20 protein-coding genes and 3 pseudogenes are annotated in these 25,939 nt (G+C 66.9%); 10 read left to right on the plus strand and 13 right to left on the minus strand.

The annotated features are described in order from the left end of the window. Window positions 1–438: 438 nt before the first annotated feature. The 4 genes from QUE33_RS16225 (at window position 439) to QUE33_RS11335 (ending at window position 3,878) form a co-directional block, all read left to right on the plus strand. A complete protein-coding gene (locus QUE33_RS16225; protein WP_350226456.1) occupies window positions 439–783 on the plus strand; it encodes an ATP-binding protein in 345 nt (114 codons plus the stop codon). Beyond that, window positions 780–1,853, plus strand: coding sequence for a hypothetical protein (locus QUE33_RS11325; protein WP_286300123.1), 1,074 nt, complete (start codon window positions 780–782; stop codon window positions 1,851–1,853). Before QUE33_RS16225 ends, QUE33_RS11325 begins: the two co-directional genes overlap by 4 nt. Window positions 1,854–2,214: 361 nt before the next feature. Then, a complete protein-coding gene (locus QUE33_RS11330) occupies window positions 2,215–2,973 on the plus strand; it encodes a Druantia anti-phage system protein DruA (RefSeq protein ID WP_286300124.1) in 759 nt (252 codons plus the stop codon). A gap of 35 nt (window positions 2,974–3,008) precedes the next feature. Beyond that, window positions 3,009–3,878 carry a Druantia anti-phage system protein DruA gene (locus tag QUE33_RS11335; protein WP_286303153.1) on the plus strand — a complete coding sequence of 290 codons (870 nt, stop codon included), beginning with the start codon at window positions 3,009–3,011 and terminating at the stop codon, window positions 3,876–3,878. Here QUE33_RS11335 and QUE33_RS11340 read toward each other — a convergent pair. The 10 genes and pseudogenes from QUE33_RS11340 to QUE33_RS11380 all read right to left on the minus strand — a co-directional run bounded on the left by QUE33_RS11340 (window position 3,834) and on the right by QUE33_RS11380 (window position 15,823). Further along, a complete protein-coding gene (locus QUE33_RS11340) occupies window positions 3,834–5,063 on the minus strand; it encodes a PD-(D/E)XK nuclease family protein (RefSeq protein WP_286300125.1) in 1,230 nt (409 codons plus the stop codon). The two genes, QUE33_RS11335 and QUE33_RS11340, sit on opposite strands and share 45 nt — an antisense overlap. Further along, window positions 5,051–7,045, minus strand: a complete 1,995-nt coding sequence (locus tag QUE33_RS11345; protein ID WP_286300127.1) for a DUF1998 domain-containing protein — start codon at window positions 7,043–7,045, stop codon at window positions 5,051–5,053. Before QUE33_RS11345 ends, QUE33_RS11340 begins: the two co-directional genes overlap by 13 nt. A 135-nt stretch (window positions 7,046–7,180) precedes the next feature. Beyond that, window positions 7,181–7,228, minus strand: a pseudogene (locus tag QUE33_RS16230) (hypothetical protein); the annotation flags it as partial. 1,304 nt (window positions 7,229–8,532) lie between these two features. Then, a pseudogene (locus tag QUE33_RS16465) lies at window positions 8,533–9,183 on the minus strand (hypothetical protein); the annotation flags it as partial. A gap of 226 nt (window positions 9,184–9,409) precedes the next feature. Next, complete coding sequence (locus QUE33_RS11355; protein ID WP_286300131.1) at window positions 9,410–10,624, minus strand: DEAD/DEAH box helicase; 1,215 nt, start codon at window positions 10,622–10,624, stop codon at window positions 9,410–9,412. Further along, window positions 10,614–11,705 (minus strand): hypothetical protein, encoded by a 1,092-nt coding sequence (locus QUE33_RS11360; protein ID WP_286300133.1) that lies wholly within the window; start codon window positions 11,703–11,705, stop codon window positions 10,614–10,616. The genes QUE33_RS11355 and QUE33_RS11360 overlap by 11 nt, the downstream gene beginning before the upstream one ends. Beyond that, entirely contained in the window at window positions 11,705–14,212 is a 2,508-nt protein-coding gene (locus QUE33_RS11365; protein WP_286300136.1) for a hypothetical protein, read from the minus strand. The genes QUE33_RS11360 and QUE33_RS11365 overlap by 1 nt, the downstream gene beginning before the upstream one ends. Continuing rightward, window positions 14,209–14,544 (minus strand): hypothetical protein, encoded by a 336-nt coding sequence (locus QUE33_RS11370; protein ID WP_286300138.1) that lies wholly within the window; start codon window positions 14,542–14,544, stop codon window positions 14,209–14,211. Before QUE33_RS11370 ends, QUE33_RS11365 begins: the two co-directional genes overlap by 4 nt. A 169-nt stretch (window positions 14,545–14,713) precedes the next feature. Continuing rightward, entirely contained in the window at window positions 14,714–15,604 is an 891-nt protein-coding gene (locus QUE33_RS11375) for a hypothetical protein (protein ID WP_286300140.1), read from the minus strand. Between the two features lie 45 nt (window positions 15,605–15,649). Continuing rightward, on the minus strand, window positions 15,650–15,823 hold the full coding sequence (locus QUE33_RS11380; RefSeq protein WP_286300142.1) for a hypothetical protein: 174 nt from the start codon (window positions 15,821–15,823) through the stop codon (window positions 15,650–15,652). A gap of 576 nt (window positions 15,824–16,399) precedes the next feature. On the opposite strand from QUE33_RS11380, the gene QUE33_RS11385 reads away from it, so the two are divergent. From QUE33_RS11385 to QUE33_RS11395, 3 genes are all read left to right on the plus strand, one after another. Next, window positions 16,400–17,968, plus strand: a complete 1,569-nt coding sequence (locus QUE33_RS11385; RefSeq protein ID WP_286300144.1) for an AAA family ATPase — start codon at window positions 16,400–16,402, stop codon at window positions 17,966–17,968. Between the two features lie 259 nt (window positions 17,969–18,227). Continuing rightward, window positions 18,228–18,971 (plus strand): hypothetical protein, encoded by a 744-nt coding sequence (locus QUE33_RS11390; protein WP_286300146.1) that lies wholly within the window; start codon window positions 18,228–18,230, stop codon window positions 18,969–18,971. Between the two features lie 556 nt (window positions 18,972–19,527). Then, window positions 19,528–20,235, plus strand: a complete 708-nt coding sequence (locus tag QUE33_RS11395; protein ID WP_286300148.1) for a hypothetical protein — start codon at window positions 19,528–19,530, stop codon at window positions 20,233–20,235. Between the two features lie 48 nt (window positions 20,236–20,283). Here QUE33_RS11395 and QUE33_RS11400 read toward each other — a convergent pair whose 3' ends face one another. Both QUE33_RS11400 and QUE33_RS11405 read right to left on the minus strand, forming a co-directional pair. Next, window positions 20,284–21,966 carry an ABC1 kinase family protein gene (locus QUE33_RS11400; RefSeq protein WP_286300150.1) on the minus strand — a complete coding sequence of 561 codons (1,683 nt, stop codon included), beginning with the start codon at window positions 21,964–21,966 and terminating at the stop codon, window positions 20,284–20,286. Between the two features lie 20 nt (window positions 21,967–21,986). Further along, a pseudogene (locus QUE33_RS11405) lies at window positions 21,987–22,471 on the minus strand (PadR family transcriptional regulator). Between QUE33_RS11405 and QUE33_RS11410 the strand changes: the two are divergent. Beyond that, on the plus strand, window positions 22,392–22,571 hold the full coding sequence (locus tag QUE33_RS11410) for a hypothetical protein (protein WP_286303204.1): 180 nt from the start codon (window positions 22,392–22,394) through the stop codon (window positions 22,569–22,571). The pseudogene QUE33_RS11405 and the gene QUE33_RS11410 sit on opposite strands and share 80 nt — an antisense overlap. A gap of 211 nt (window positions 22,572–22,782) precedes the next feature. Here the strand turns inward: QUE33_RS11410 and QUE33_RS11415 are convergent, their stop codons facing one another. Further along, window positions 22,783–23,547 carry an IclR family transcriptional regulator gene (locus QUE33_RS11415; RefSeq protein WP_286300152.1) on the minus strand — a complete coding sequence of 255 codons (765 nt, stop codon included), beginning with the start codon at window positions 23,545–23,547 and terminating at the stop codon, window positions 22,783–22,785. Between the two features lie 63 nt (window positions 23,548–23,610). On the opposite strand from QUE33_RS11415, the gene QUE33_RS11420 reads away from it, so the two are divergent. Together QUE33_RS11420 and QUE33_RS11425 are read left to right on the plus strand one after the other, a co-directional pair. Further along, entirely contained in the window at window positions 23,611–25,788 is a 2,178-nt protein-coding gene (locus tag QUE33_RS11420) for a malate synthase G (protein ID WP_286300154.1), read from the plus strand. Window positions 25,789–25,812: 24 nt separating this feature from the next. Next, a complete protein-coding gene (locus tag QUE33_RS11425) occupies window positions 25,813–25,935 on the plus strand; it encodes a PIN domain-containing protein (RefSeq protein ID WP_286300157.1) in 123 nt (40 codons plus the stop codon). Window positions 25,936–25,939 lie beyond the last annotated feature (4 nt).

Here is a 25,939-nt window from a genome sequence, read left to right on the forward strand (position 1 = left end):
GCGTCCGAGCCCTGCAGCATACTCAGAAACCGTCCGCGACCGGGCTCGCGTAGGACGAGAGCGCGAGTACAAAACCCGAGACGTTGAAAGCGTTGCCGGCGCTGCTGCGGCGGCGGTGGCATCTGCGGCCGCACGACTCTTCGTCGCCCGAAGTCACGTTCGCATGCGAGATCTGCTCCACGCCAAGGCATCAGTTCCAGCCGCGCAGGTGGCTACGGAAAGCTCTTCGCCCTCGCGCCTATGGAATGCAGCGAAGCTGTCGCCCGAGTCCTTCAGTAGATCGCGACGTGCGTCGAGGCACCGCGCGGGTGTCGCAAGAAATCGTATGGATCCATAGCCTGCACTGACGTGCCCGGCGAGCTACTCTGGAGTGACCCCGTTCCGCACTGAAGGGACCCCCGCATGGACCGGATTCATCGGCGCGACGACAGCCTTGTCATGCCCGAGAACTTCATCCGCGCCGTCCGAGAATCTGGCTACCTGAGCGTGTCGAGCGCTCTTGCCGAACTCGTCGACAACTCCCTCCAGGCTGGCGCAACGCTCGTCGACATCCAGGTCGATCGAGACGCCGACCGCAACCTGCCCCGGATCAGCATCGAAGACAACGGCGGCGGCATGGACACAGCAGAACTAGCAGCGTGTCTGCGCTTCGGGGGCTCATCACGGTTCGATGCACGCGATTCCTTCGGCAGATTCGGGATGGGGCTTCCTCCGCGTCCCTCAGCCAGGCGCGACGAATCGAGGTCACCGCATGGCGGCCGGGATCTACCGCGCAGTCCGTGACGCTCGACGTCGACGCCGTCGTGACTGGCCACCCTGCCGATCTCGCCCCGTCGCCAGGCGCAGCCGGCGAGTCACCGTCGGGCTGCCGAGTGGTCTGGCACGACTGCGACCGCATCGAGTACAAGCGTCTGGCATGGCTTGAACGCGCGCTCCACAAAGACCTTGGACGGATGTTTCGCCGCTTCCTCGCTGGCGCGTTCACGCTGCGCATCAACGGCAGCATCGTCGAGGCCTTCGACCCGACGATGCGGTCGACGACGCTCCACGGGCACACCGCGCGGCTCGCGTTCGAACCGCTCCACTACGAGATCGCGACCGCCAGCGGATCGACCAGCCATGTCACGGTCACCTTCACCACGCTGCCGGTCGCACAATGGCACAACCTCGACAACACCACAAAACGTCGCCGCGGCATCGTCGGAGGCGGCGGCGTATCGATCCTCCGCGCGGGACGAGAGATCGCGAACGGTTGGCACCTGATGGGCGGTAAACGCAAGGAGAACTACGACGACTGGTGGCGATGCGAGCTCGAGTTCCATCCGGCGCTTGATGAGCACTTCGGCATCACCGTCAACAAGCAGGGGATCCGCCCCAGCGCCACGCTCCGAGAGGCCCTCGAGCCGGAGCTCGAGTCTGTCGCTCGGATCCTGAACGCCCGGGTGAGGCAGGCGTTCGAAGAGGTAAAGTTTGAGGCCGCGGTCCAGGGCTCCTGCCGGATCGCTGGTGCCGCGGATGCGGATCTGCCCGTGATCCGCTCCCACGGGCGTGCTCACGGCGCGCTGAGCTACCGCTTGGGCGCCAACCAATTGACCGGAGATTCCATGTTCGACCTGACGCTGCGGCAACGCCTCCTCGACGTCACAATGAACACCGATCACCCGGGCTACACCGCGCTGTACCGGCCCCTACAGGAGATGGGCGACGCCGCCGCGCCAGTACGCACCGCCCTCGACCTGCTTCTGCTGTCCTTCGCACGATCCATCGCCGCCGCCGGCGCCCACGAGGAGGACTACCGAACCCTACTGCTGGAATGGGGCACCACATACGGGCGGATGCTGGAGAAGTCGTGACAGACGAAGACGAGACGAAATACGTCAACATCTCCCTCCCGGCCGGAACATCACGGACTGAACGCGAGGGATTCCTCCGCCTCTGCAAGGTGCTCTCCACCGCCCCCTCGATCCCCGGCGGCGCGTGGTCCGAGAGCGCCTGTTCGAGGAGGCAGAGATCACTGATCTCTACAATCGCCCCACGCTCGGCGCGGCCGCGCACACGCTCATCGACCTCGCCGAACAAGGGTGGACGCTCAAGCTGTACCGGCACGGCCCACTGCTCATGCCCCCTCCTTCGAACCCCGATCCCGAGACAGAGAAGGCCCGCATCCGGCGGCAGGAGCACCTTCGACGTGACCCCCAGCTCCGCCAACCGAGCGTGCGCCGATTCATCGAACGCATGGAGAAGCCTCGCGAGTATGCGGGCGGGCTGGTCTCGATCTTCAACTTGATGCGTGATGGTCGAGAGCTTGCCGACGCGCTAGAGACCGCGGAAAACCCGAGCGCCGTGATCCAGCCGTACGTGCAGATCGTCGACAGCGGGAAATGCGAGCACACCGGACTCGCCCTCCACGACATCTGGCGGTATTTCCGCCACACCTGGTCGAACGCGTACTTCACCGTGCCCGGACGGTCCATGCCGATCCTGGTCCGCGACGCCGCCACCGCGCACCATGCGGTCATCGGACTCGCCGCCATCTCCAGCCCCGTCGTTCAGATCGCCGAACGCGACCAGTGGATGGGATGGGACACCGACACCTTCCTCGAATCGATCCGCGAGACGCCGACACAGAAGATGGCGCAATGGCTGTCCACTCGGATCGACACGCAACTCCACGAGATCTATCTCGAGGATCTGCTCAACGACGACATCCTCCAACCCACCGCGCTTCAACAGCCCACTCTCGAAGCCGTCGCGCTCCTGCGCGCCGACGCTGAACGACACCGGCAGAAGCACCACCGCACGCCGTTGCGTGAGGTTCGACAGATCGAACGAGACAATTGGACCGAACGGGCCCTCACTCCCCTGTTCCGAAGCAAACGGGCAACGGCGCTCGCGGACACGCTGGAGACTTCCTCGTCCTGCACCCCTACCTGCACCCCACACCGACCGCCGAGGGTCTCGCGGCGGCGTTGAAGGACAGCAAGGCGAGGACGCAAGTCCGTCGGCTTGTGCGGCGCGCGCGGGGCGAAAGGGTGGGGACGGTCATCGCGGATCTGACGGTGTGCGGGGCGGTGGCGCCGTACAACGCGCTGGCTGCCGGAAAGCTCGTCGGAGCGTTGGCCGTCTCCCCGAAAGTGATCTCCGCCTACCGAACCAAGTACGCGCGGCCCAGTGAGATCGCGTCCGCGATGGCCGGGCGAAGCGTCGAACGCGAGTCGCGCCTCTCCTTTATCAGCACCACCTCGCTGTATGGCAGCGGATCCAGTCAATACAACCGGCTGCGGTGGCCGGCCACGGTGATGGGCGGACCGGACGACCAGCAGATCAGCTTCCATCAACTCGGACGCTCCCGGTCCTTCGGCACGTCACAGTTCACGGACGACACCGTCGACGCGCTCGTCCGACTGTCCCGATTGCAGGGCGCAACCGTCCGAGTCAACAGCCTGTTCGGCGAGGGCGTCAGCCCGCGGTTGCGGAAGGTTCGGCTCGGTCTTGCTGCGCTCGGATGGTCAAGCAACGAACTACTCAAGCACGGCCGCGAGAGAATCGTGTACGGGGTGCGGCTCGTCGAAAATCTCCGCGACTACTCGCTCGGCATCGACCCGGACCCCCGTTATCTCGTGGATCCCGAGCAAGTCGACGGGGAGGCCGCGGTCGCGCAGTGGTGGTTCGAACGCTGGGGAGGACGCCGCGCCGGTCAGGCCGCTGTCGCCGAGTCGATGCGCGCCCACCGGTTGGTGCGCCCTCTCCGGCACGGTGCACGCGTGCCACTTCCCGACGTCGAGGATGCGCCGTCCGAGCAGACGCCGCCAGCGACCGACCAGCAGGCTTGTCTACCGGGACACCACGGACAGGATCTCGGAGCTGCTGGTTACTGAGGCGATCAGAGCATCCGCCTCGTCAGGGTCGATGGTGCGTTTCACACCCAGGATCCGCACCTGCTCACCGACCGGCAAGGTGAACGACGGGTGGGGCGTGCGCACGAGTAGGTCGCTGCCAGTGCGCCGCTCCCGCAGCACCCAACTCTTTACGCCGTGCTCTCGCAGCACCGTCCCCTCCACGTCGTACCAGCCGCCGTCGACAACATCCACGGTGTTCGAGGCGCCCCCTTCCCAGTACGCGTCGCACAGGCCGCGCACGTCACACGCGCCGCACTGCTCCCCCACGACGGCTGCCGGACGGTCCGCGGCAACCATAGCGTCGGCGCGACCGACCCTGGCGGCCACCTCCGCGCGGAGCTCCGCGAGTTCCGCCTCCGTCGGGATGGCCACCACCACATCCCGGTGCGGGTACGCGACAACCAGCGCGGTCACCGGGAGAGCGTCGGGGTTGCTTTCGCGGTCATCCGTCCACAACAGCGCGTACAGCCGGAGCTGGTCGCGGTGCGTCGGGGCCTCGGCGCCTGTCTTCGTGTCCGTGATCTCTGCGCCGTCGGCGTCGACGCTGAGCACGTCGACGCGACCTTTCACACGCAGGTGCGCGGCCACCAGTTCGCGTTCGGGATGGGTACCTCCCCGAATCGGGTAGCGCTTCAAGGGTAGCCGTGTCGGCGCACCGGCCGGTGCGGGCGTGGGATGAGGGTGTAGCGTCATGCGATTGAGGTAACTCTGGATCTGTTCGCGCGCCTCCGGCAGCCAGTCCGAGAGGGCACGGTCGACCTGCTCTCGCCGGTCCGCGCTGATCCGAGGGTTGCCATCGAGTCGTCGTAGTTGTTCATCGAGGGTGCGCTGCGCGACGGCCGTGTAGCCTCCGAGATCCCGCAGCACCGTGACGGCGTCGGCGGTCCGCGGCGAGACGCAGCCCGCCGTAATCAGTGCGGTGACGATAATCTGCAGCGCCCCGTGCACCACGTCACCCTTGATCGCGGGCAGGTTCGGCAGCCGCGGGTACCCGCGCTGCTTCCACAGATCCGGGTAGTCCGCTCGTGCCAGGGCGAATCGGCGCGGGCAGGTCTCGGCTTCCTTCAGCGAGGAGTAGCTCCACATCGCCGGTACGGCCGGCAGGACCGCCGGACCATGGCTGATGCCGGTGTCGTAGAGTCTCATCTCGTTCAGCTCAGCCACCGCAGCACCTGCTGGCTCGCGACAGGCAGGTTTCGGCTGACGACCATGTCGTCGATCGGGTGGATCGGTACACCACCGAGTTCTTTCGCATCCCAGAGTTCCTGCGTGGGCGGGGTGTCCCGGGTCAGCGGACTCTGGATGTAGAAGATGCGGTCACCGCCGTTGCCTCGAGCGAGGATCGGGGCGGTGACCGACCCGATCCCCGGGATGAGCGCCGGTTCGTTCTTCAGGAACTCGATGCCCGCGATGTCACGGCTCTGCAGGTCGGCGAGGAGCTTGTCGATCGACTGGCTCATCCGGGCCTCGTTCAGTACCGGGCTGGTGCCGTCCAGGACATACCGCAACAGGTCGGCACCGATCTGACGGTCGAGCAAGCTGTGCTCGAACCGGTTGCGGAAGCTGCGCAAGCACCGGTAGCAAGACGCGTCACAGTCGGCCGGGCAGTCCTCCAGCAGGCCCAGCGCCTTCCGGAAAATCAATTCCCCGTACCCGTGCACCCGCCGTGTGAACCCGGCACCGCCGGCGAGCGTGTCGTACAGGTAGATCTCCGCCTCCTGCCCGTGGTTGCCGCCCGGTGTCAGCGCGGGGCGGTACTCGGCCTGCAACTCGCTCGCGTCCACGTCGAGTTCACGTGTCGCGGCGATCGTGAGTGCTTCCGCGACGGTCCGAAGCGCCACCTGTGTGGACAGCAGCTCCGGGCGCAAGGTGAGTGGCTTCTCGACGCTCAACCGCACGAGCAGCACATCGGAGATGAAGTCGGTGCCCAGCACGAGACCCTTCGTCGAGCCCGATCCTTGACACTCTTGCTCCCGCTCGTCGGGGAACGGCTTGGTGTGGGGGCCGGCGACGATACCCGTGGCACCATGCGTCGGTTCGATCAGGCCGCATTTCGTGCAGTATGTGTATCCCTCGCCGCGCGGACCGGTGTTGGTGACCAGCAGTGTGTCCCGCCGGTAGGTCTGCTCGAGGCGGGGCGTGACGTGATCCCAGGCTTCTTCGCGCTCCGGGCCCTCAGCGACAAGTTTGGCGCGCGTGGCGTAACTGTTCGCCGGTGCGTCGTCAGGGCTGGTGCCGGGATCGTCATTGGCGCGGTGGGCGAACCCGGGCGGTCGCATCCAGTTCATCGCCTTGCCGAACTTGCCGGGCGCGCCGCACGCGTCGCAGTCACGCTCCTCGCCGCGCTGGGCCTGGTCTGCCGGGACGTGCTTAGCGTAGTGGCACACCTGGCATTCGAAGTAGAGCATCTTGTCGCGCCACGCTTGAGCTCGCTCTTTGTGCATCGGGGCGTAGATGGCGCCGGAGGTCCATTCCTTGTTGTCGATCCACACCACCTTGCCGGGTGCGTACTGGGTCAACGCGACCGGCAGCCCCTGGCTCGGCGCATACCGGAACTCGGTGTGGAACCGTTCCGACTTGGCACGGTCGAAGACGTGGAACGCCACCACATCGGTCGGGAACGCGTACCTCGGCAGCACCCCCTTGTAGAGGAGGCGATCGAGCAGATTCGACTGGCTGCGCTGCTCGGTGGGCACCTCGGCGCCGTCCTCGCCGGCATCGCCGTCCTCGACCACGACCTCTTGTGGGGCGGCGTCGCCATCTTCCGGTTCGGGCAACTTCCCATCGGCTTGCAGGTCGAGCGCGTCATCGATCGCGTCGAGGGTCGCTGTGACCAGGCCGTCGAGGAGACGCGATCGGTCCGTTGCGGTCAGCTCCGCCGGCAGCCACGACGCGATGTCGTCTCTCAGCACAGTCTCATGCTCGGTCAGCCATCCTTCGAAGTCGGTGCGGTTCAACGGTGACGTGGTGCCCACGAACCCGCGGACGGTACCGAGCACTTCGAACAGTTGCGGCTGATCCTCCGGGTCGATCTCGGGCAACCTGTCCTGGTTGTAACGCTGCAGCAGGTAGGCGATGACATGACGCCGGGCGATCTCGTCGTTGTCCAACGTCAGCACCGGGTCGTCCACGTCGCCGCGGATCATCAGGTGCGGGTTGCGGAAGTAATGGTCGTCGTGCGTGTCGGCGCTGCCGAATGCGACGACCGTGGCGACCGCGTTGCCGCGACGACCCGCACGGCCCGCCCGCTGTTGGTAGTTGGCACGCGATGGCGGCATGTTGCGCAGGGCGACACCCGACAGGCTGCCGATGTCGATGCCGACCTCCATCGTGGTGGTGCATGAGAGCACGTCGATCGCGGCGCGTTCCTGTTCCCCGGCCGGGGCAGTCCAACATCGATGTCCTGGAACAGCAGTTCGTATTCCTCGGCACGTGAGAAGACCGCGTCGGATTGGGCCGCATTCAACTGGGCGGTGTGCTCCGCGGCGATGATGCTGAGGATGGGTTTGTGGGGAGACTGCAGGGCGCGTTCGGCGCTCTGCCGGTAGTAGCCCTTGCGCGCTTGGAAGACCTCGTCGGTCATGGGGTCGACGGTGCGAACCTGGTTCTGGTCGCAGTTGACGCAACGGGTTGATCCCGGGAAGGGCCGCTGGGTGAACCGGCACCGCTCGCAGTATCCCCACAATCCGCCCGACTCCAGCGCGACCGTGCCGGCGAGCAGACGATACTTCGCGCCCTCCAACTCGCAGAACGCGGGAAGCAGCACCGGAAGCCACTCCTCCTTAAACTTCTTCTTCGCCGCCGGCGTTCCCAGCCAGCGGTCGACGGCCTGGAATCTGCCGGTGTGGGGCTTCACGCCGCCCTTCTGCCGCCACCACTCCGAGGTCATCGTCGAGAACCAGATGCCGCGTGTGGGCGTCGCCCACTGCGCGAGCCACAGCCGGACCAGGGCGAGGCGCTGCTCGTCGGACGTGGCGACACCATCGATCGCTGGCAGGACCGCGAGGAGGTCGTCCCGCAGGCTGGTCTTCTCTCGGATCGACGCGAGTCCCAGAGACACCAGTCCGTAGTGTTTGTCGGTCAGGGCCAGGTAGATCGCACGCAACAGGGCCTGCGGGGGCGGGGAGGTGAGCATCAGTAGTTCCCCGCGCGCCTCCTCGTTACCCGTCAACGCTCCGTTGTCGAGCGCCTTGCCGACCGCTTTCAGAACGTGCAGGGACTCCGCTTCCCGCAGTTCCGGACGCAGCCGCACCTCGAGTTGCCTGGCTCCCACCATCACCGCCAAGTACAGCCGCTCCAGGCTCAAATGCTTGCCAATGCCCGGCTGGGCGGACAGTTCTTCCCACCCCTTCAGGATCAGCGGCCGGATCACGTCTCGCATCGAATACGCCTGCAGGTTGGGCGCCAGACGTGCGGCGACCTGTCGCGAGTCGGAGAACGCCAACACCTTGCGGCCGCGCAGCGGCGCGAACGTGGAGTACGGGGCGCTGGGCGGCTGCACCTCGATCTGTCGGGTGACCAGTGCCTGGAACGGTTGGTCGCCCTTGGTCTGGTGGTCCTGCACAGAGGAGCGGCCGAAGAAACCCGCCAACTGTCCGCAGACACCGCACGGCTTGAATTCGCCGTCCGCTTCAGCGTGGTCGTCGCCGTCATCGCCATCGTCGTCGCTAGTCACCTTCTCACCGCTGCGCAGCTTCGGGAGAAAAACGACGCGGCCGCGGACCGGCGGCTTGTCCGGATCGAGCCGGCCGGTCACCAGGTCGATCTCGGCGACCTGAACCTCCCCGGCCTGCGGTTCTTCCAGCAACAGATCGAGGGGAAACAGTTCGGGGACCGCGCCGGCGGTGGTCTGGAACGCGCCGCCGCGCTCATTCCACAAGAACGTCGGATGCTGCAGATCATCGGTGTAGCCGCGCGCGTAGGCCGAACCGCAGTGACGGCAGGTGTAGAACTCGAACACCCGCGCCCCGCAGTCGCAGGTGGCCTGCGGTTGCGGGTACAGCTTGCCGATCGGTCCGACGCCCGGCGGCAGATTGTCACGGTCGACGGCTCCGCACTCGGGGTCGATACATGCCCACAGTCCGGGAAGTCCTCGGAAGAACGCATGCACCCGGCAAGGCAGCAGGCCCGCTTCCTCGGGGGTGCGGCGTGCGGCGCTACCCAGCGCGACGAGGGCGGTTACCGCCTTGTCCGCCACCTCGGTGGCGACGTTGGGGAACACCGCGGTGCCAAGCTCATGCAACGGTTGCGCCTTCTGCATCGTCTCGTTGATGAGCAGGTTCATCGGCTCGTAGCCGGTCAGGGCGTCGTACAGCAACGCCGCGACGGGACGGTCCCTATCGTCCACACCGCGGTCGGTAAGCAGGTCGGCGACCGCGACCGTGCGGGCCGGTTCCGTCTCTGCGTTGTAGAAGTCCGCGAGCGGAAGGCCGGCGAGCAGCGTCGCCGCAGCCGGGGTGCCCTGTGCGGCATTGGATCGCAACGCCGGTTTGCTGGTGACCGTCCGGAAGTCAGCTTCGTCCTTTCCGGTCAGTTGCGCGGCGAACTCGCGAGCATATTCGGGGGTGCTGAAGCTCGCGCTTGTTGTGATCACCTGGATACGATCCGGTGTGATCCCCAGCCGCGACCGCAACCGGCGCAGCAGCAGCGCGACCTCGGCGCCCGCGGCCCCGGTAGAGGTGCGCCTCGTCGACGATCAGCAGGAACTTCTCCTCCGGGTTGTCCGCCAGCCACTGCCGGGTGTGGTCGAACACCGGCCGCTCAAGGGGCCTCATCAGCATGTACTCGAGCATCGAGTAGTTGGTGATGAGCACGTCCGGGGGTGCGGCGAGAACCTCGTGCCGGGTGAGGAGCTCCGGATCCTCCGGCCCCATGACGGCCCGCACGAACCGCCCGCTCTTCGCGTCCTTCCACCTCGAGCCCTTAGGTCCGAACCACGCCTTCAGGTCGGGTTTCGCGGGCCACTTGCCCCGCGCCTCCAGCTTCTCCTTGAGCATCTTCGCCTGCGCGTGCCCTGGCGCTTTCGGATCGGCAGCTTTGTCAATCAGCAGCAGGTAGAAGTCCTCGATCGATCCGAGCCGCTTCTGGTCCTTCTTCACCGTCCGCACTCCCGGGTATAGGGTGCGGCTGGTGTAGCGCGCGAAACGGGCGGGGCGCCCCGCCCAGGCACGGAACTGCGTCGTCAGCCGCGGGTCGCCCAGCAGCAGCCGCAGACGCCCCAGCTGGTCGTTGACCAGCGCGTTCATCGGGTAGAGGATCAGCGCGCGCACGGCGGGGGCAGCGAACGAGTCCGGACGGTGCTTGGCTTCGGTGGCCAGCTTGGCGAGCATTGGCAGCAGGAACGACTCGGTCTTCCCGGAGCCGGTGCCGGTCGTGACGGCAAGGCTGTTGCCGTCACGGGCCGCCCACTCGATCGCTTCCGCCTGATGGGTGTAGGGCGGATCGTGCAGCAACCGGTCGAATGCGCCGACCTTCTGAGTGAGCGGGGTGAACAGGTCGTGGACGGCGGCGTCGACGTCGAGCTCAGCGAACGTGCGGTCTGTCTGGTACCGCGGGGTGCTCTCGATGAAGGGAGCTTTGAACAGAACACCCTCAGTCTGCAGCAATTGGCGGCGCTGCTCGATGACCGTGGGGTGACCGACGTGGTAGGTGGCCTCGATGTACTCACGTAGAGCCGACTGGATATCGTCGATCGTCTCGGCGATCGTGGGAGCGTCAGACGCCATGTGGTGCCTCCTCTTGTGTCATCCATAACATGTCAATCAGAAAGGTTCCGACGCCGTCGGCCGCAGCGGCGGGCACACGGAACGAGAACAGCGCACCCGTCGTCTTCCCGAGCGGTAGCCCGACGAACTGCAGGTAACGTTCCGCGAAACCCGGCAGCGGCGAGAAGAAGTCGAAGACGACGTCACCGCCGACTAGGTCACCCGCGCGCCGCCGGAATCGTTGCGGCACGCCACGGGCAGCGTCGACGGCCGCCTGATAGCGCCATGCCTCGTCGCGACCGGGTAGGACCGGGTTATCCACCGGCCACTCCAGCAGACGCGACGGCACGCCACGCTCACACCGAGCCAGACACCACAAGTCGGCGCCGTAAGCCTGCGGCCGGCGGGCGATGAAGTCTCCGGTGTCGGAGGCCGCCGGCGGCCGCCAACGGCCCGCGTAGTACCGGACCGAGGATGCCGGGTCGAGGATCTGGATGTCCTCGAGGTGGCCAGCGAGGGCGGCGGTGTCGAGGCGCACCCGAAAGTGATCGACAAATGCGGTCGGAGTTTCGATGGCTGGTCGGGCGAGCCAACGTTCTCTAGCAACGCAACGCAGCCCCTGGTCGCGGAGTTGCGTCGGCCCGTCCTCCGCATCGAGGCTGATCGACCGTGTCGGGCCTTCATAGTCGATCATCTGGGCGAGATCGTCCAGGATCAACGGCACACCGAACGGTCGAATGCCGGTGAGCAGGTAGCGGCCCGGGTGTCGTTCGATGAATGACGGCGGCGCCAAGTACAGCAGCCGCGCCGACTGGCCTTTGTCACGGCGAAGCTCCAGCAGGTCCCCGGAAGCGACCAGTTCATCCAAGATCTCTCCGACGCCCGACCGGGTGACCGCACCGGCACTGGCGAGGGGCTGCACGGCGCCGTACACGGCATCGGCGAGTCGTCCTGGACTCGTCGGGCACAGGAACGACGCGGCCCGGCGCAACGCGGCGGCCAGCGCCTCGAACGAGGTGAGGTCGATGATGTCGGGGTCCAGGCCGAGAGTTCGTATCGCCGCGGCGGCGGCAGTCTCGGCCGTGAGCTGGCTGATCTGCATCAGAAGCTCCGCTCCACGCCATCGGCGTCGTTGAGGGCCCGGGTGCCGAGAACCGCAAACCGTGCGGCGCGGTAGAGCACCGGAGTCTGCATGACCTGCTCGAGCAGGAACGTGATCTCGTCCTTGGGCCACTGGAGAAGATGCCCGGGGCGGCCGGCGAGCATCAGCAGGAAGCGGGACACCGCCGGGTGATCGCCCAGCCCGCTACTGGCGAGGTGCGGTGCGATGACGGTGTCGAACCCGCGCAGCAGACTCCCGGCCGACAGCCACTTGTACAGGCTGTACGCGATCGCGGTCGCGAGATCCTTGTGGGACGTAGAGATCCCGACAGCCTGCTGCATCTCGGCGAGCAGGTCCGCGACGTCCTGCGCGCGAGCGACCTTGCGTTCGATGGCGACCCAGTGGCTCCCTCCGATGATGGTCCCAATCGCGCGGGCGATGGCGTCGCCGATCACCTGCTGCTGATACACGACGAACGCGTCCGCGGGCAGTTCCGCGTTCAGCCACCGCGCATGTGCGTCGACCAGCTGGCGAACGTCGGTCGAGGTGCGACCGGCGGTCGGCACCGCGGGGCGCAGGGCGGGTTGCTGGAGGAGCGCGTTCGGTTCGGTGGGGAGGATGAGAGACGCCGACGCGTCACCGGCACGGGCGACGACAAGTCCGCCGCGCGGCGGGGCGTTGATGTCGGCGCCGACCGGGCGCGGCACGGCGGCGGTCGGCGACTGCACATCGTAGAATTCGACGGTCGTGGCGTCGCCGTCGGTGCGGTCCACCAGGCGAGCGTGGACGTGTCCCTCGTGGCTGCGCGCGAAACGCCACCGCAGCGGCTGGAAGCCGCGCTCACAGGTCAGGGTCGCGAAACCGACACCGGCGCGAGCGACGGTGATCACGCAAGACTCTGCGTCATCGTAAGCGTCGCTGAAACGGTGATCCTTACGGATCGCCTTGGCGAGCGTAGTCCACGCTTCCTCGTCGAGGGGCAGGTCGATGGACCGTCTCAGGTCCGCGATCGACTGTCCATGCTCGCCACGCAGGCTCACCTCGATGTCCGCCTCGGCACCGGCGGGCCCATCGATCACGAGCTGGGCGCGCTCGTCCCACAGTTCGCTGAGGGTTGGGCGAGCGGGGGTAGCGAGCAGACGGATCCCCTCGCCGACGGAGGCGCCCTCGGGGCGGATCTGTGGGTCTCGAATCGTGATCACGAGAGAGCCGACAGTCATCGGGCGGTCATCGTCTCCCAGCAGACTGACACTCGCGACGTGGGTGCCGACGCTCAGGCCCTGCAGGGAGAAGAGCAGTTCGGCCTGCCCAGCTGGCCAATCAAGGAAATACACGTCCCCGCCGATCGTCAGCCGGCACCGTTGCGGGGCCAATTCGGATCGGATCCCGAGGATTGCCGGTTCCCCCGCAACCCATTCGGCTTCGCCCTCACCGTCCCATGCACTGGCGACGATGCCGACCGGGCGGATGGCGACGTGAGTGAGCACAGCGATGCCGCAGGCGGTCAGCGCAGCGGCGTCCTTCTCGCTGACCTGCTCGGGGACCGTGAGCTCGTAGCCGCGCACCCCTTCAACGTTGAGTCCCACCTCGGCGATCCACTGCACCGTCGGCGGGGTCAGCGAACTCGCACCGATCAGCAGGTAGCGGTGCCCGGGGCGAACCAACTTGCCCTTCACTTCGGTCGCCAGGCCCGCGCCTTGGCGGCGAAACAGCCACCACGGCCCCGGGGTGATGACGCACTGGTCTGCCAAGATCCGGTTGGTCTCTTCCTGCGCCCGGTCCAGCCGCAGGAAGGCTTGATCGGTACGCGGCCACGTCGCGAACTGGACCGATTGGCCGGGGTAAAGCAGTCCGCTCGGCGGCACGTGCCGGTCGGCGCCATTGACGAAACCCCGCGACACCCGCAACTGCCGGAACACGTCGGGCAGCCCCGCCCCCAGCGGCGTCAAGTCGGGGAGCTCCGCATGGGCGTTCCACTGGTCCCCCAGACGCAGATACAACCGCGGATCGGTCGCGCGCGGCTGCGTGTGCGGCGCCGATGCTGTCTGCCCCTGCGCCGCGGTCGGGCGAAAACCACGCGCCCGGTGCGCGGACTGCTGGGCCGTTCGCAGCCAGTGATGGGCCTGCTGCTCTTTGGACAGATCAGTCACGATCCGCTCGAGCGTGGAGTTGAGAAGGTAGGGGCTGGGTGAATCGTGCCCGGACAACAGCGCGGCGGCGACCTGCCCGACAAGGGTGGTGTTCTCGCAGAAGATGCGGAACCGCTCGGTGTACGACGCTGCTCGTTGCGCCAGTCTCAGGCCGAGGGCGGGTGGGTTGTCGAGCAGGTCCGAGGTGAGGGCAGCGCTGAACTCGTATAGCAATTGGGCCAGTTGTCGCTGCAGGTAAGTCGGCAGCACGCCGTGCGTGATCGGCCAGGCGATGATCGTGAACGCCGCAGCGAAAGCGCCCGTCGGCACGGCCCCGCCATATTCCGCCGCGAACTTCGTAAACCATGACTTGATCAAGGCGCGGTGTTCAGAGCGCCAGCCGGGGTGCGCTGCTCGAAGCTTCGCCAGTACTCATCCCCGACATAGTCGTAGCCGGCCTCAGCGGCGTAGACGACGAACGGCAACCACCACTGACGATGGCGAGAGCCGAGACCTTCGGACACCGCTGTCCGCACCGTCGCGATCAGCAGATCAAGGTCTTCGGCAGAGAGCTCATGTTCGAGGGCGAAAACGGGCGCAGCAACTTCTAGAAGCGCGCGCTCATCCCGCATCCCGCTGAAATGGGTGTCAAGGCGCGCGTGAAGATGCTCCAACATCTCGTCGGCCGTGCTCGACACCACCTCAGACATGGATGCCCCCTCCCACATGTCGCACTCCGCTGTATCCATATCAGTGTGGTCGATACCTCCGACGTTGCCCCAACTTTCGCCATTCCGGCACGTTTCCGCGCTGCCAGGCTCTCGGCGCCGAGAAACCGCGCCCATCGATGCCAGCGCGCATCGCCGGTTCCGACGATCCTCACCAATCGATCTGCTTGGTCGGCATCCGAACCGTGCGATTGATGGCGTCGTGCGTCGGATACTTCGCGCGGACCCGCTCGGGGATCGGGGTCCGTTCAACGGGCTGATCACGCAACCCCAGTGCCACGCCAAGCTCAGTGAAACGGGCTGCAGTCTCACGTGAGATGGGGTGCTGGGGCAGGTCCACCCGGCGCCGCTTGTTCGGCCACAGCGCCACCAATGAGCCGCCGGCCGCCCGCTTCACCTCGCGCACTGCGTGGTTCACAACAGCTCCCAGCTCGGGCTCGCTGACGATAACGACGACGAAGAGATGACCGAGACCGCCAAAAGCGAAGCTGCGAACAGCAGTCTCCCGGAATCCGTCGACCGTGAGCGCGCTGTAGTTCCCGCCGGCGTAGAGGAAACCCTCGTCGCTGTGCCCAACAAGAACATGGGCGTCACGAGGAGGCCGTCGAAGCTCGTACAGTTCGGAGAAGCGTGTCGATGGCAGCCCGTACGCATCCCGCTGACCCCACATCCCGATCAGCGCGGCCCGGTATAGCGATGTCGCCAAAGGCAACACCTCGGGAGCCGACACATGGGTCCGTCGCCGGAGCGCGAGATCGATCGCCACCTGTTTGGCGGCAACGTCGATCTCCCGTAACCAGCCGCTGTTGCAGTCCCGACAGATGCCGTCGAACTGCTTGTCGAACTGGCTGAGGTTTTCGACCCGACTTGTGCTTTCGCCGTCATAGTCGTGTCGCGCCGAGATCAGATTCGGGAGCCGCGGAAAGTACTCGCCCCAATCTGCAGGCAGCCAGTGCTCCTTGCTGAACTTGACGCCGGACGCACCGCAGAAAGGACACCGTCGCTGTCGCTCCGTCGCACCGTCACCGTTCTGTCGTCCCACGGCTCCAGACTAAGCGCGAGCACCGACAGCGAGATCGCTGACCTCCTAGCGCCGCGCGGCAGCGCGCGCCTCGGTAAAGACGTTGACAACGAACTGCCACGCTTCCTTGCGGAGCGCGGTCTGAAAACCGGGATCGCGCCAAACGCGCAGGGCGCACGAGCCGAGAGCAGCAACGAGGTTCGCGCGCCTGGCGGGCTGGGGTGAACTCTGCAGAGCCATGATTCACCTCCTTGCTGTGTCAGATTCCGGTCGCGCAGCACCTTCCAGCACCGCTCGCTCTGCACTCCCCAGACGCTCGCCCAGCCAGCGAGGTCAAAGTTGCAAAGTTGATCAGGATACGGCGAAGTCATCGATCACCGCAAGTGGCGGGGAGTCGCGGCCGGTATCGACGGGCGGCTTGACAACACGAACGCGATCCCCATAGCCTGATCGACTTTGCTTCGGGCGACCGACGGTGGAGACAACACGAGAACCGCACGGTCTCGACGGGCAACTCGAACGTCCGAGAGGGGGTGAACATCATGGGGAAGAACTTCCGCGACCAGAACTGCTGGCCACGTGGGGAGGTGAGTGATGCCCGTCTGCACCAGCGCTCCGGCTCTCAGCACGCTTTCGGCGGCTGGGAGAAGGTGAGCAACGGCGACGGCTCATTCTGGATGCGCGCAACACGTCGCTGACTCCCGTCGACGCTCCGCCCGGCCTCAGGGCAACCTGTCGGGCGGAGCGTCTTCACGAGAGTGAAAGGGTGTCCACGGTTCAATGAGATTGACACAAAAACAAAGGAGAGTGGCCGGGATGCCGGATCCAATAGGCACAGCCCCCGAGTCGAGCAATCCAGATGCGCCGCTCAGCAACGTCCAGTATGGCGCGGACTGGGTCGGAATCGACACCAGGTCGATGAGGGCCAAACGCGACGCGCAGCGTCAGCGCGAGAGCGAAACAGTCGCTGCCGAACGAGCGCGACTGAAACGCGAGGAAGAGGAGATCCTCTCCTCCTTCGCGAACGATGAGGCGGACGCGCTGCCGCCCCGGGTCGCCCCCACCAGCCACGATGAATCCGCCCCGCCGCCGCAGCAGGTCTCGGAGCCAAGCCCTTTGGTCGAGCGGCTCCACATCGAGAACCTGCGTTCGTTTGCCGGCGCCCACGACATCACCCTTGCTCCGATCACCCTGATATATGGGCCGAACTCCGCGGGCAAGTCGACGGTGATTAAAGCCCTGCGGCTCCTCATGCAGGTGGTCGACTCGGGACGCTTCGACGCGCTTCGTCCTTGGGACGCTGCGTTTAGCGAGTCGAGCGCGCGCAGCCTGATGACGTACGCAGAACCCGACCCCGACGACCCGAGTGGCTATCAATGGCGATCGCCGCTCGCGCTCGGCGTCGACTTCAAAGCTCAGGATGGCCGGCGTGCACATGCCAGGCTCGAGTACGACCTCAACCCGGTGGGTTCGATCGATGTCCACACCACATCGTTCGGGCCGCTCGACGCAGGGCCGATGATTCGCAAGCGGTTCACACCGGAGAACTTCGACGACGACCACGACCCCTTCCACCCTGCAGACTTCGGCGAATCGCACCTCGCGACGTTCATCGTCGAGGAGGGCGAGGAAGGCGAGGCGTGGTCTCGGGAGACGAAGCTCGTCGATGCCGAGCTTTTCGGACACGCCGACCGGAAGCTGCAAGCAGAACTCTTCGAGATGGCCTTCCTGCTCCGCTACCTGGGTCCGCATCGCGGGGCCCCGGGCAAGGCCTACGACCCCGTCAGCGGCGCCTTCAACTCTGGTTGGTTCGATGGGTATCGGAAGCCGCGACGGCCGGGCTTCAGCGAGTTCGACCTCTTGAATCAGATGCTGGCTCAGCTCGAGATCCCATACGAGTTCGAGGAGGATCCGCTCTGGAAGCTCCGCAATCCGCACCAGCAGAAATGGACACTGAAGGACGCCCGCTCGGGTGCGCCTGTCGACCTCAACCAGGTTGGCTACGGCGTCAGCCAACTCCTGCCGGTCATTGACGTGTGCGTCCATGCCGAGCGACAGATCATCGGCATCGAGGAACCGGAGTTGCACCTCCACCCGCGCTTGCAGGCACGTCTCGGGAACTTGTTCGCGACCGCCGCGGTGATGGGCCGAAATCAGGTCATCGTCGAGACTCACTCCGAGGCGATCCTGCTTCGTCTGCGGCGTTTGATCCGTGGCGGAAAGCTCCGTCCGGATGCCGTCGCGGTCATCTACGTCGACAACACCGCGGCGGAAGGCGCCTCCGTTCGCCGCCTTCGACTCGGCGATCGCGGCGAACTCCTCGATCCATGGCCAACCGGGTTCTTCGACGACGGGCTGGCGGACATCCTCGGGATCACCTCATGAACCAGCCGCAGGTGCTGTTCCCGATTGCTGTGGATCCAGGCGCACTGACCGACCATCCAACCGATCGTGACCAGCTGATCCATCGCGAGGTTGTCATCACACTGGGAGCGCACGGAATCCTCTCTCTCCCGCGGCCGATCAAGGAGCGCTGCTTGATGCCATCGCCGGCCTCGGCGAGGCATCGAGGAAGCTTTGGGAAGCGCAGATCCACGCCCTCTACGATCTGAACCGCCTCGATCAGCTCCCAGGCGCCATGGGCGTGGGCGAGGTCCTGCGACACAAGGAAGGAGAAGGGGGCGCCCACACCGGCGTGCGTGTGTTCGTCGCCAGTCGCGTGCTTGCTGAGGAGTTCGGAGTCGACGACACGTCGGGATCCAAGACCGTCGATGACTCGGATGTTGTCCTCGCGAGCACGATCCACCGGTCGCCTGCCGTGGTTGCTGCGAAGGAGGCCGGCCTGTTCCCAGCAGGCAAGACGCGCCGCCCCGTCGTCGCGAATACCTTCATCCGTCCGCTCGCAGAACGCTCATCCGCAGTGAAGATCCTCGATCCGCACATTCTCGAAGGTCTCATCAGCGGTAACAGCACTACGTCGCATGCCGAGTGGCTCATCCAGACGCTCGCCGACTCGATGCCGGCGAACGCGACCTTGTCCATCCTGGGGAAGCTCCAGCGCGACTGGCAGACGGCTGACCGCCCACGCCATGAGGCACGCATCGAAGACTTCTTGAGCAAAGCGCTCCATAGGCGGACTCTGCCGATAGCCGTCGAGGTGCGCCTCTTGAAGTCCACCGCGCTCCGAGATCGCTTCATCTGGTTCAGTTCGGGATCTTCGTTCGACGTCCTGCACAACTTCACGGCCCTATCGAGCGAGGTGCTGAACGACAATCTCCGCTTCATCCGGCACGACGACAGAATCGCGCGGCAGACGCTCCAGGCGGCCGAGGCAATGGAGAGTAATACCCAGCCGACGATGGTGAGCATCACGAAGTTCATCGCGTGAGCACGCTTGCGCGCTGGGCGTTCGCGTCAGCGGTAACACGCGTCCGATATTGGTCGCCTTCGCCGCAGTCTAGATCCGGACTGACCGCAAGAACCCGCGCAAAGCACGTGACCCCATCGGTCCGTGCCCGCAAGCTGGTCGATCAGCATACCCGACCAGCCCCGGACCACGTCCCGGCGGTTGCCAGCGACCACAGGAGCGCATACCCCGCACGATCAAATGCACGCTGACGGACCATGTCCGCTCCAAGTCTCTATGAGTGCAACGAGCGCAGGAACGCCCATACCGAGGTTCCGCTTGCGAGGGAGCTTGTTGTCGACGATCGGTCAGTGAACGCGGTTATGGATACGGGAGGGCTGCTGCCTGGCGCGCTCCGCTGACCACCACCCGTCGGGAAAGTGTCAAGACAAAGACGACTTGCAGACCAACGAGTGGGCCAAAATGCATGACACCCCGTGTCATCTCGCTCCGTTTCCGACAGTTCCGCCGATCCGCGTCGACCGGACGGTCAGGGTCGGCGCGCACAATGGGCGGGCACGACGGAAGGGATGGAACGATGACGAAGACTCACGCATCAGCAGCACTCGCAGGTGCCATCACGCTCGGGATGCTGCTCAGCGGATGCAGCGGAAGCACCGAACCCGCACCATCGGACACCACTGCCGCCACGGCATCCGCGCCTGCAGGTCAGGATTCCGGATCGGGCGACGGCGATGCGACCGGCTCAGGCGACACCGCCACCCCGACCGCCGATGCCTCCGGCGTCGCCGTCGACGAGATCCGCGACGGCACCTGGCAGGTCGGCGACGCCGGCGAGGTGGAGTTCACCGCCGAGGGCGGCAGCCTGTCGCTGACCGAGGTCCGGCCGTCCGACGGCTGGCAGCAACGCGTGACCGACGAGAAGCCTGACGAGATCGAGGTGCACTTCACGCAGGGCGATCAGGAGTGGAAGTTCGAGGTCGAATCCGAGCGCGGCACTCTGCAGATCTCCAAGGAGCTCACCATCCGCAACGGCGCCAGCGGCGACTTCACGATCGGAAGCGCAGCGACCCTGACCCTCACCGTCGACGGCAGCACGATCTCCGTCGCCGACCTCGTCCCGGGCTCCGGCTGGAGCACGGTGAAGCAGGACGAGAGCCCGGATGACGTGGAGCTGGACTTCCGCAACGACAGCACCGGCGGCACGGCCGAGTTCGAGGCCGAGACCGGCAGCACCGGAGTGAAGATCGAGATCTCGCAGAAGCTGCGCGGCCCGCTCGGCTGAGGGTTGGCTCGGCATCCGCGCGGCCGGCGTGCGTCGCCGCCTCCCGGTTCACCGCCGCCCGAACACCGCGTGCAGCAGCGGCACGACTGAGACGCACATCAGCGCGACGCCCAGCGGCGGCACGGGCGCCAGCAGCAGCGCCCCGCCGATCAGCAGTCCGCCGAACAGCACCGCAGAAACGGCGCGGAAGGCCACGCGGATGATCCGGTCGAGACGGTTCTCCAGCGTCGAGACGTCGAAGGCCAGCGTGCCGGCATCCAGACGGTCGAGGGTGGAGTCGACCCGCGCGGGCAGCCGCCAGAGAGTGCCGAGGTTCGACATCGTCTGCGTGCCCAGCTCCTGCAGCAGGCTGCCGCTCTGGTCGCGCAGCAGCCGGGCGGCGTAGGGCTCGACGGGCTCCCAGATGTTGAAGGAGGCATCCAGGGCGCTGCACAGCCCGGAGGTGAGCGACACGGCACGCATGAGCAGCAGCATCCGTTCGGGGAACTGCACCGGCAGTGCGCGCATGCTCTCGCCGAACTCGGCGCCGAAGTCGGTCAGCTCGCGCGGGTCGACGTCGCGCAGCTCGTTGAAGCCCATGCCGCCGAAGCGCGCGAAGAGGACGGTGAGCGCGCGCTCCAGTTCGGCGGTGCGCGCCGAGGGCAGCAGCACGCCGATCTGCTGTGCGGCTTTGACGAGCCCGCGGCTGTCGCGCGCGGCGACGGCGATCACCAGGGTGCGCAGCCCGGCACGGATGCTGTCGGGCACCTCGGCCATCATCCCGAAGTCGATGAAGGTGAGCCGCCAGGCCCGCCCGGTGGCAGAGTCGGCCAGCGGCTTCACGAAGATGTTGCCGGGATGCGGATCGGCATGCACGAAGGAATGCGTGAACACCTGATCGAGCATGACGTCGGCGAACACCTCCGCCACCTCGGCCGGGTCGATTCCGGCATCCCGCAACGCGTCGACGTCATTGATCTTGATCGCCGTGACGTCCTCGAGGGTCAGCGCGCGACGCGTGGTGCGCTCCCACACCACCTGCGGGGCGGCGACGCGCGGATCGTCCGCGAAGCAGGCCGCGAATCGCTCGGCGCTGGCTGCCTCGTGCAGGTAGTCGATCTCCTCGTGGCAGGTCTGCGCGAACTCCTCCACGAGTGCGGGAACATCCACACGGTCCGCGACGAACCGCACCCGGCGCGCCCAGCCCGCGACGCGACGCAGGGCCGCGAGATCCGTCGCGACGATCTCGTCGATGCCGGGGCGCTGCACTTTGACCACGACGCGGTCGAGCCCCGTCTCGGCGGAGTCGGATGCCGAGAGCACGGCGCGATGCGCCTGGCCCAGGGATGCCGCCGCAACCGGCTCCGGATCGAAGCTCGCGAACGCGCGCTCCAGCGGCATCCCCAGCTCGGCCTCGGCGGATGCCCGGATCTGGTCGAACGGCACCGCCGGAACCTCATCCTGCAGACCGGCGAGCTCGGTGGTGATCTCGGGCGGCAGCACGTCGAGGCGAGACGACATGAACTGGCCGACCTTGATCATCAGGCCGCCGAGGTCGACCGCCAGGTCGCGGAAGCGGCGCGCCAGGCGCAGCATCCGTCCGTCGCGCGTGCGGTCGGCGACGCGTCGCAGACCGAGCCGGGGCAGCACGAGCTCGTACCACCACACCTGGATGAACGCCCTCGCTGCGAAGAACAGGATGCGGCGGTAGCGGGCGCCTCCGGCCCCGGTGCGCCGGGAAGCATCCGTCATCGAGGCTCCTTCGGTCGGCGTCACCCTTCGGCGAGGATGGCGTACAGCCTACGCCGAGCGTCTTCGAGAACGGCGACCGCCTCCTGCACCTGTTCGGGCGAGCCGGTGCGGGCGACCTGGGCGGTCGCGGCAGCCAGTTCCATCCCGGCCTTCGGCAGGGCCGCGTGCTGCCCGGCGGAGCGGTGCCCGACCGTCTCCCAGGGGCGGGCTTCTCGGCCGAGTCCTCGGAGGCGGCGATCCCGGCATCCGTGAGCGAATAGGTCTTGCGTCCGCCCTGCTCCTCCGCCGTGATCAGGCCCTCGTCGGCGAGCTGCTGCAGCGTGGGATAGACCGAACCGGCGCTGGGCTTCCATGCGCCGCCGGAGCGGTCGGCGATCTCGGTGATGATCTGGTAGCCGTGCATCGGTCGCTCGGCGAGCAGGCTGATGACGGCGGCGCGCACGTCGCCGCGGGCCATGCGGGAGCCGCCGCTGCGCTGCTCGAAGCTGGTGCGCAGCTGGTCCATCGCCTCCCAGACTCCGGCCAGCGGATTGCCCGAGCCGTTGCTGGCCCCGAAGCCGAATCCGCCCGAGGGGAATGATCCGTTCATGATGACCTCCTGGTAGCTGAACGATAGTTAACGATATGTCGTTAACTATCGTTCGGCAAGGCCCCGGCGGATGTCCGCCGCGTGAGACCCTCACCCATGCGTCCAGGTCGCAATCGTTGTCTCTTCAGCTGATGACGCTGCGCCCAGGTCGCAATGAATGCCGCTCGATCGGCGATCAGGCGGCAACCATTGCGACTTGGACGGGTGAGAGCCGAGACGCGGCGCCCTCAGACTGCGGCTCGGGCGAGCTCGGCGGCGGCATCCGTCAATGCGGCGACGACCTCGGGCACCCGGACATCCGTGATGCGCGCGGCAGGACCCGAGACCGACAACGCGGCCGGCTGCCCGAGCCCGGGCACGGCGACGGCGATGCACCGCACCCCCACCTCCTGCTCGCTGTCGTCGGCGGCGAAGCCCCGGGCACGAGAGCGCCGCAGGTCGGCGATGAACGCATCCGGATCCGTCAGAGTCTGCGGCGTGAACCGCGGCAGACCGGTGCGCGCGATCAGGGCACGCACCTGCGGCTCGAGCATGGTCGACAGCATCGCCTTGCCGACACCCGTCGAATGCGGCAGCACCCGCCGACCGACCTCGGTGAACATGCGCATCCGCTGGCGAGAGGCCACCTGCCCGGCATACAGCACCAGGTCGCCGTCGAGCACGGCCAGGTTCGCGGTCTCGTGGAATGCTTCCTCCAGGCTCGTCAGCAGCGGCATCGCGGCATCCGCCACCTGCGGCACGGCCTGCCGACCCAGCCCGATCAGGCCCGCGCCGAGCGCGTAGCGCCGATCCTCCAGCTGCCGCACGTAGCCGAGTTGGTGCAGGGTGCCCAGCAGGCGGTGCGCGGTGGGGACGGCGAGGCCGGTGTCGGATGCCAGGGATGCCAGCGCCGCCTCTCCCCGGATGCGGCGAGCGCCTCCAGCAGCGAGAAGGCGCGCGCAACGGATTGGACTGGGCCGGGTGCGTTCACATCTTCCACCATACGGAATCATCGCTCCAAAATCAGCGCTTCTCTCTACGGTGGACACTGCGCCCGCAGAAGAGAAGGAGCCGCCATGACCCCGACCCACTACCTCGACCGTGCCGACCTGCGCGTTGCCGCACCGATCGTCGAGTTCGCCGAGGCCTCGCTGACGGATGCCGGGATCGACGCCGACGCGTTCTGGAGCGGCGTCTCGGGCATCGTGCACGAGCTCGGCCCGCGCAATGCCGAGCTGCTGGGCATCCGCGATGAGCTGCAGTCGCGCATCGACGACTATCACCGTGCGAATCCGGGCCGCCCCGATCCCGATGCGTATCGGGCGTTCCTCACCGAGATCGGCTATCTGGCGCCGGAGCCGGCCGGCACGCAGGTGACCACCGAGAACGTCGATCCCGAGATCGCCACCACCGCCGGCCCGCAGCTGGTGGTGCCGCTGCTGAATGCGCGCTTCGCGCTGAACGCCGCGAACGCCCGCTGGGGTTCGCTGTACGACGCGCTGTACGGCACGGATGCGATCCCGCATACGGCAGACCTGGCCCCCACCCGCAGTTACAACGCCGTGCGCGGAGCCGAGGTGATCGCCCGCGGCCGTGCTCTGCTGGACGAGATCGCCACACTCACACACGGCTCGCACACGGATGCCACCGGCTATCGCGTCGACGCCGAAGGACTGGCCGTGGAGACTGCCGACGGCATCCGTCGTCTCGCCGACCCTGCGGCGTTCGCCGGCCACGCCGGAGACGCCACCGCTCCTACCGCGATCCTGCTGACCCACAACGGGCTGCACGTCGAGATCGCGATCGACCGCGAGGGCGCGATCGGGCGGACGGATGCCGCCGGCGTGCAGGACATCGTGCTGGAGTCGGCGATCACGACGATCATCGACCTGGAGGACTCGGTCGCCGCCGTCGACGCCCACGACAAGGCGCTCGGCTACCGCAACTGGCGCGGCCTGATGGACGGCACCCTGACCGAGGAGGTCAGCAAGGGCGGGCAGACGTTCACCCGTCGTCTGGCCGACGACCGCAGCTACACGGGTCGCGACGGCGCCGAGCTCACGCTTCCAGGCCGGTCGGTGCTGTTCATCCGCAACGTCGGTCACCTGATGCACACGGATGCCGTGCTCGACCGCGACGGCGAGGAGGTGTACGAGGGCATCCTCGACGCGATCATGACGGCACTCGGCTCCCTGCCCGACCTGACCGGTGCGCGCCGGGGCGCCAACAGCCGCACCGGGTCGATGTACATCGTCAAGCCCAAGATGCACGGCCCGGACGAGGCGGCGTTCACCGCGGAGCTGTTCGGGCGGGTGGAGCAGCTGCTCGGGCTGCCGGAGCGGACGCTGAAGGTCGGGATCATGGACGAGGAGCGCCGCACGTCGGCGAACCTCGCGGCGTGCATCGCCGCGGCATCCGACCGGGTCGTGTTCATCAACACCGGGTTCCTCGACCGCACCGGCGACGAGATCCACACCTCGCTGCATGCGGGCCCGTTCCTGCCCAAGGGCGCGATCAAGGCGCAGCCGTTCATGCAGACCTATGAGGATCGCAACGTCGCGATCGGCCTGGCCGCCGGGCTCGACGGGCGCGCGCAGATCGGCAAGGGCATGTGGGCGATGCCCGACCTGATGCACGACATGCTCGAGCAGAAGATCGGCCACCCGCGCTCGGGAGCGTCGACCGCCTGGGTTCCCTCGCCCACCGCTGCGACGCTGCACGCGCTGCACTACCACCAGGTGGATCCGTTCGCGGTTCGCCCATCACTGCCGGCGTACGACTCGGCGTCGCTGGACGTGCTGCTGCAGCCTCCGCTGGCAGGCGATGGCGAGCTGACGCCTGAGGTGGTCGCGACCGAGCTCGACAACAATGTGCAGTCGATCCTGGGGTATGTGGTGCGGTGGATCGATCAGGGCGTCGGATGCTCGAAGGTGCCCGACATCCACGGGATCGCACTCATGGAGGATCGTGCGACGCTGCGCATCTCGAGCCAGCTGCTGGCCAACTGGCTGCTGCACGGCGTGATCACCGAGGCCGAGGTGGATGCCTCACTGCGGCGCCTGGCAGCCGTGGTCGACGAGCAGAATGCCGGGGATGCGGCATATGAGCCGCTCGCGTTCGCGCCCGGTGGCGCGCCGGGGGTGGCGTACACCGCCGCGCGCCGGCTGATCCTGGAGGGCGCCGCCCAGCCGAGCGGCTACACCGAGCCGATCCTGCATGCGCTGAGGCGCGAGAAGAAGGCGCAGCAGGCCTGACCGTGATCCCGGGGGCGGATGCCGATGACAGAACGGAGACCTGCATGCGCGCTGGCCGAGGCAGCCGGATGCCCACTGCTCACCCACGACAGGCGACTCGCGAAGGTGACGCAGAAGCACTGCGCGATCGAGGTCGTCTCACCCTGAAGTC

Origin of the sequence: Microbacterium suwonense (genome assembly GCF_030296555.1) — a bacterium.
In the GTDB taxonomy this organism is placed as follows: domain Bacteria; phylum Actinomycetota; class Actinomycetes; order Actinomycetales; family Microbacteriaceae; genus Microbacterium; species Microbacterium suwonense.

Excerpts from the sequence above, each read along its gene's own strand:
- QUE33_RS11395 (WP_286300148.1), top strand. The coding sequence starts at position 19,528 with ATGACGAAGACTCACGCATCAGCAGCACTCGCAGGTGCCATCACGCTC.
- QUE33_RS11415 (WP_286300152.1), bottom strand. The coding sequence starts at position 23,547 with ATGATTCCGTATGGTGGAAGATGTGAACGCACCCGGCCCAGTCCAATC.
- QUE33_RS11360 (WP_286300133.1), bottom strand. The coding sequence starts at position 11,705 with ATGCAGATCAGCCAGCTCACGGCCGAGACTGCCGCCGCCGCGGCGATA.
- QUE33_RS11380 (WP_286300142.1), bottom strand. The coding sequence starts at position 15,823 with ATGGCTCTGCAGAGTTCACCCCAGCCCGCCAGGCGCGCGAACCTCGTT.
- QUE33_RS11355 (WP_286300131.1), bottom strand. The coding sequence starts at position 10,624 with ATGGCGTCTGACGCTCCCACGATCGCCGAGACGATCGACGATATCCAG.
- QUE33_RS11420 (WP_286300154.1), top strand. The coding sequence starts at position 23,611 with ATGACCCCGACCCACTACCTCGACCGTGCCGACCTGCGCGTTGCCGCA.
- QUE33_RS11370 (WP_286300138.1), bottom strand. The coding sequence starts at position 14,544 with ATGTCTGAGGTGGTGTCGAGCACGGCCGACGAGATGTTGGAGCATCTT.
- QUE33_RS11345 (WP_286300127.1), bottom strand. The coding sequence starts at position 7,045 with ATGATCCGCGGCGACGTGGACGACCCGGTGCTGACGTTGGACAACGAC.
- QUE33_RS11425 (WP_286300157.1), top strand. The coding sequence starts at position 25,813 with ATGACAGAACGGAGACCTGCATGCGCGCTGGCCGAGGCAGCCGGATGC.
- QUE33_RS11385 (WP_286300144.1), top strand. The coding sequence starts at position 16,400 with ATGCCGGATCCAATAGGCACAGCCCCCGAGTCGAGCAATCCAGATGCG.
- QUE33_RS16225 (WP_350226456.1), top strand. The coding sequence starts at position 439 with ATGCCCGAGAACTTCATCCGCGCCGTCCGAGAATCTGGCTACCTGAGC.
- QUE33_RS11400 (WP_286300150.1), bottom strand. The coding sequence starts at position 21,966 with ATGACGGATGCTTCCCGGCGCACCGGGGCCGGAGGCGCCCGCTACCGC.
- QUE33_RS11410 (WP_286303204.1), top strand. The coding sequence starts at position 22,392 with ATGACGGCGGCGCGCACGTCGCCGCGGGCCATGCGGGAGCCGCCGCTG.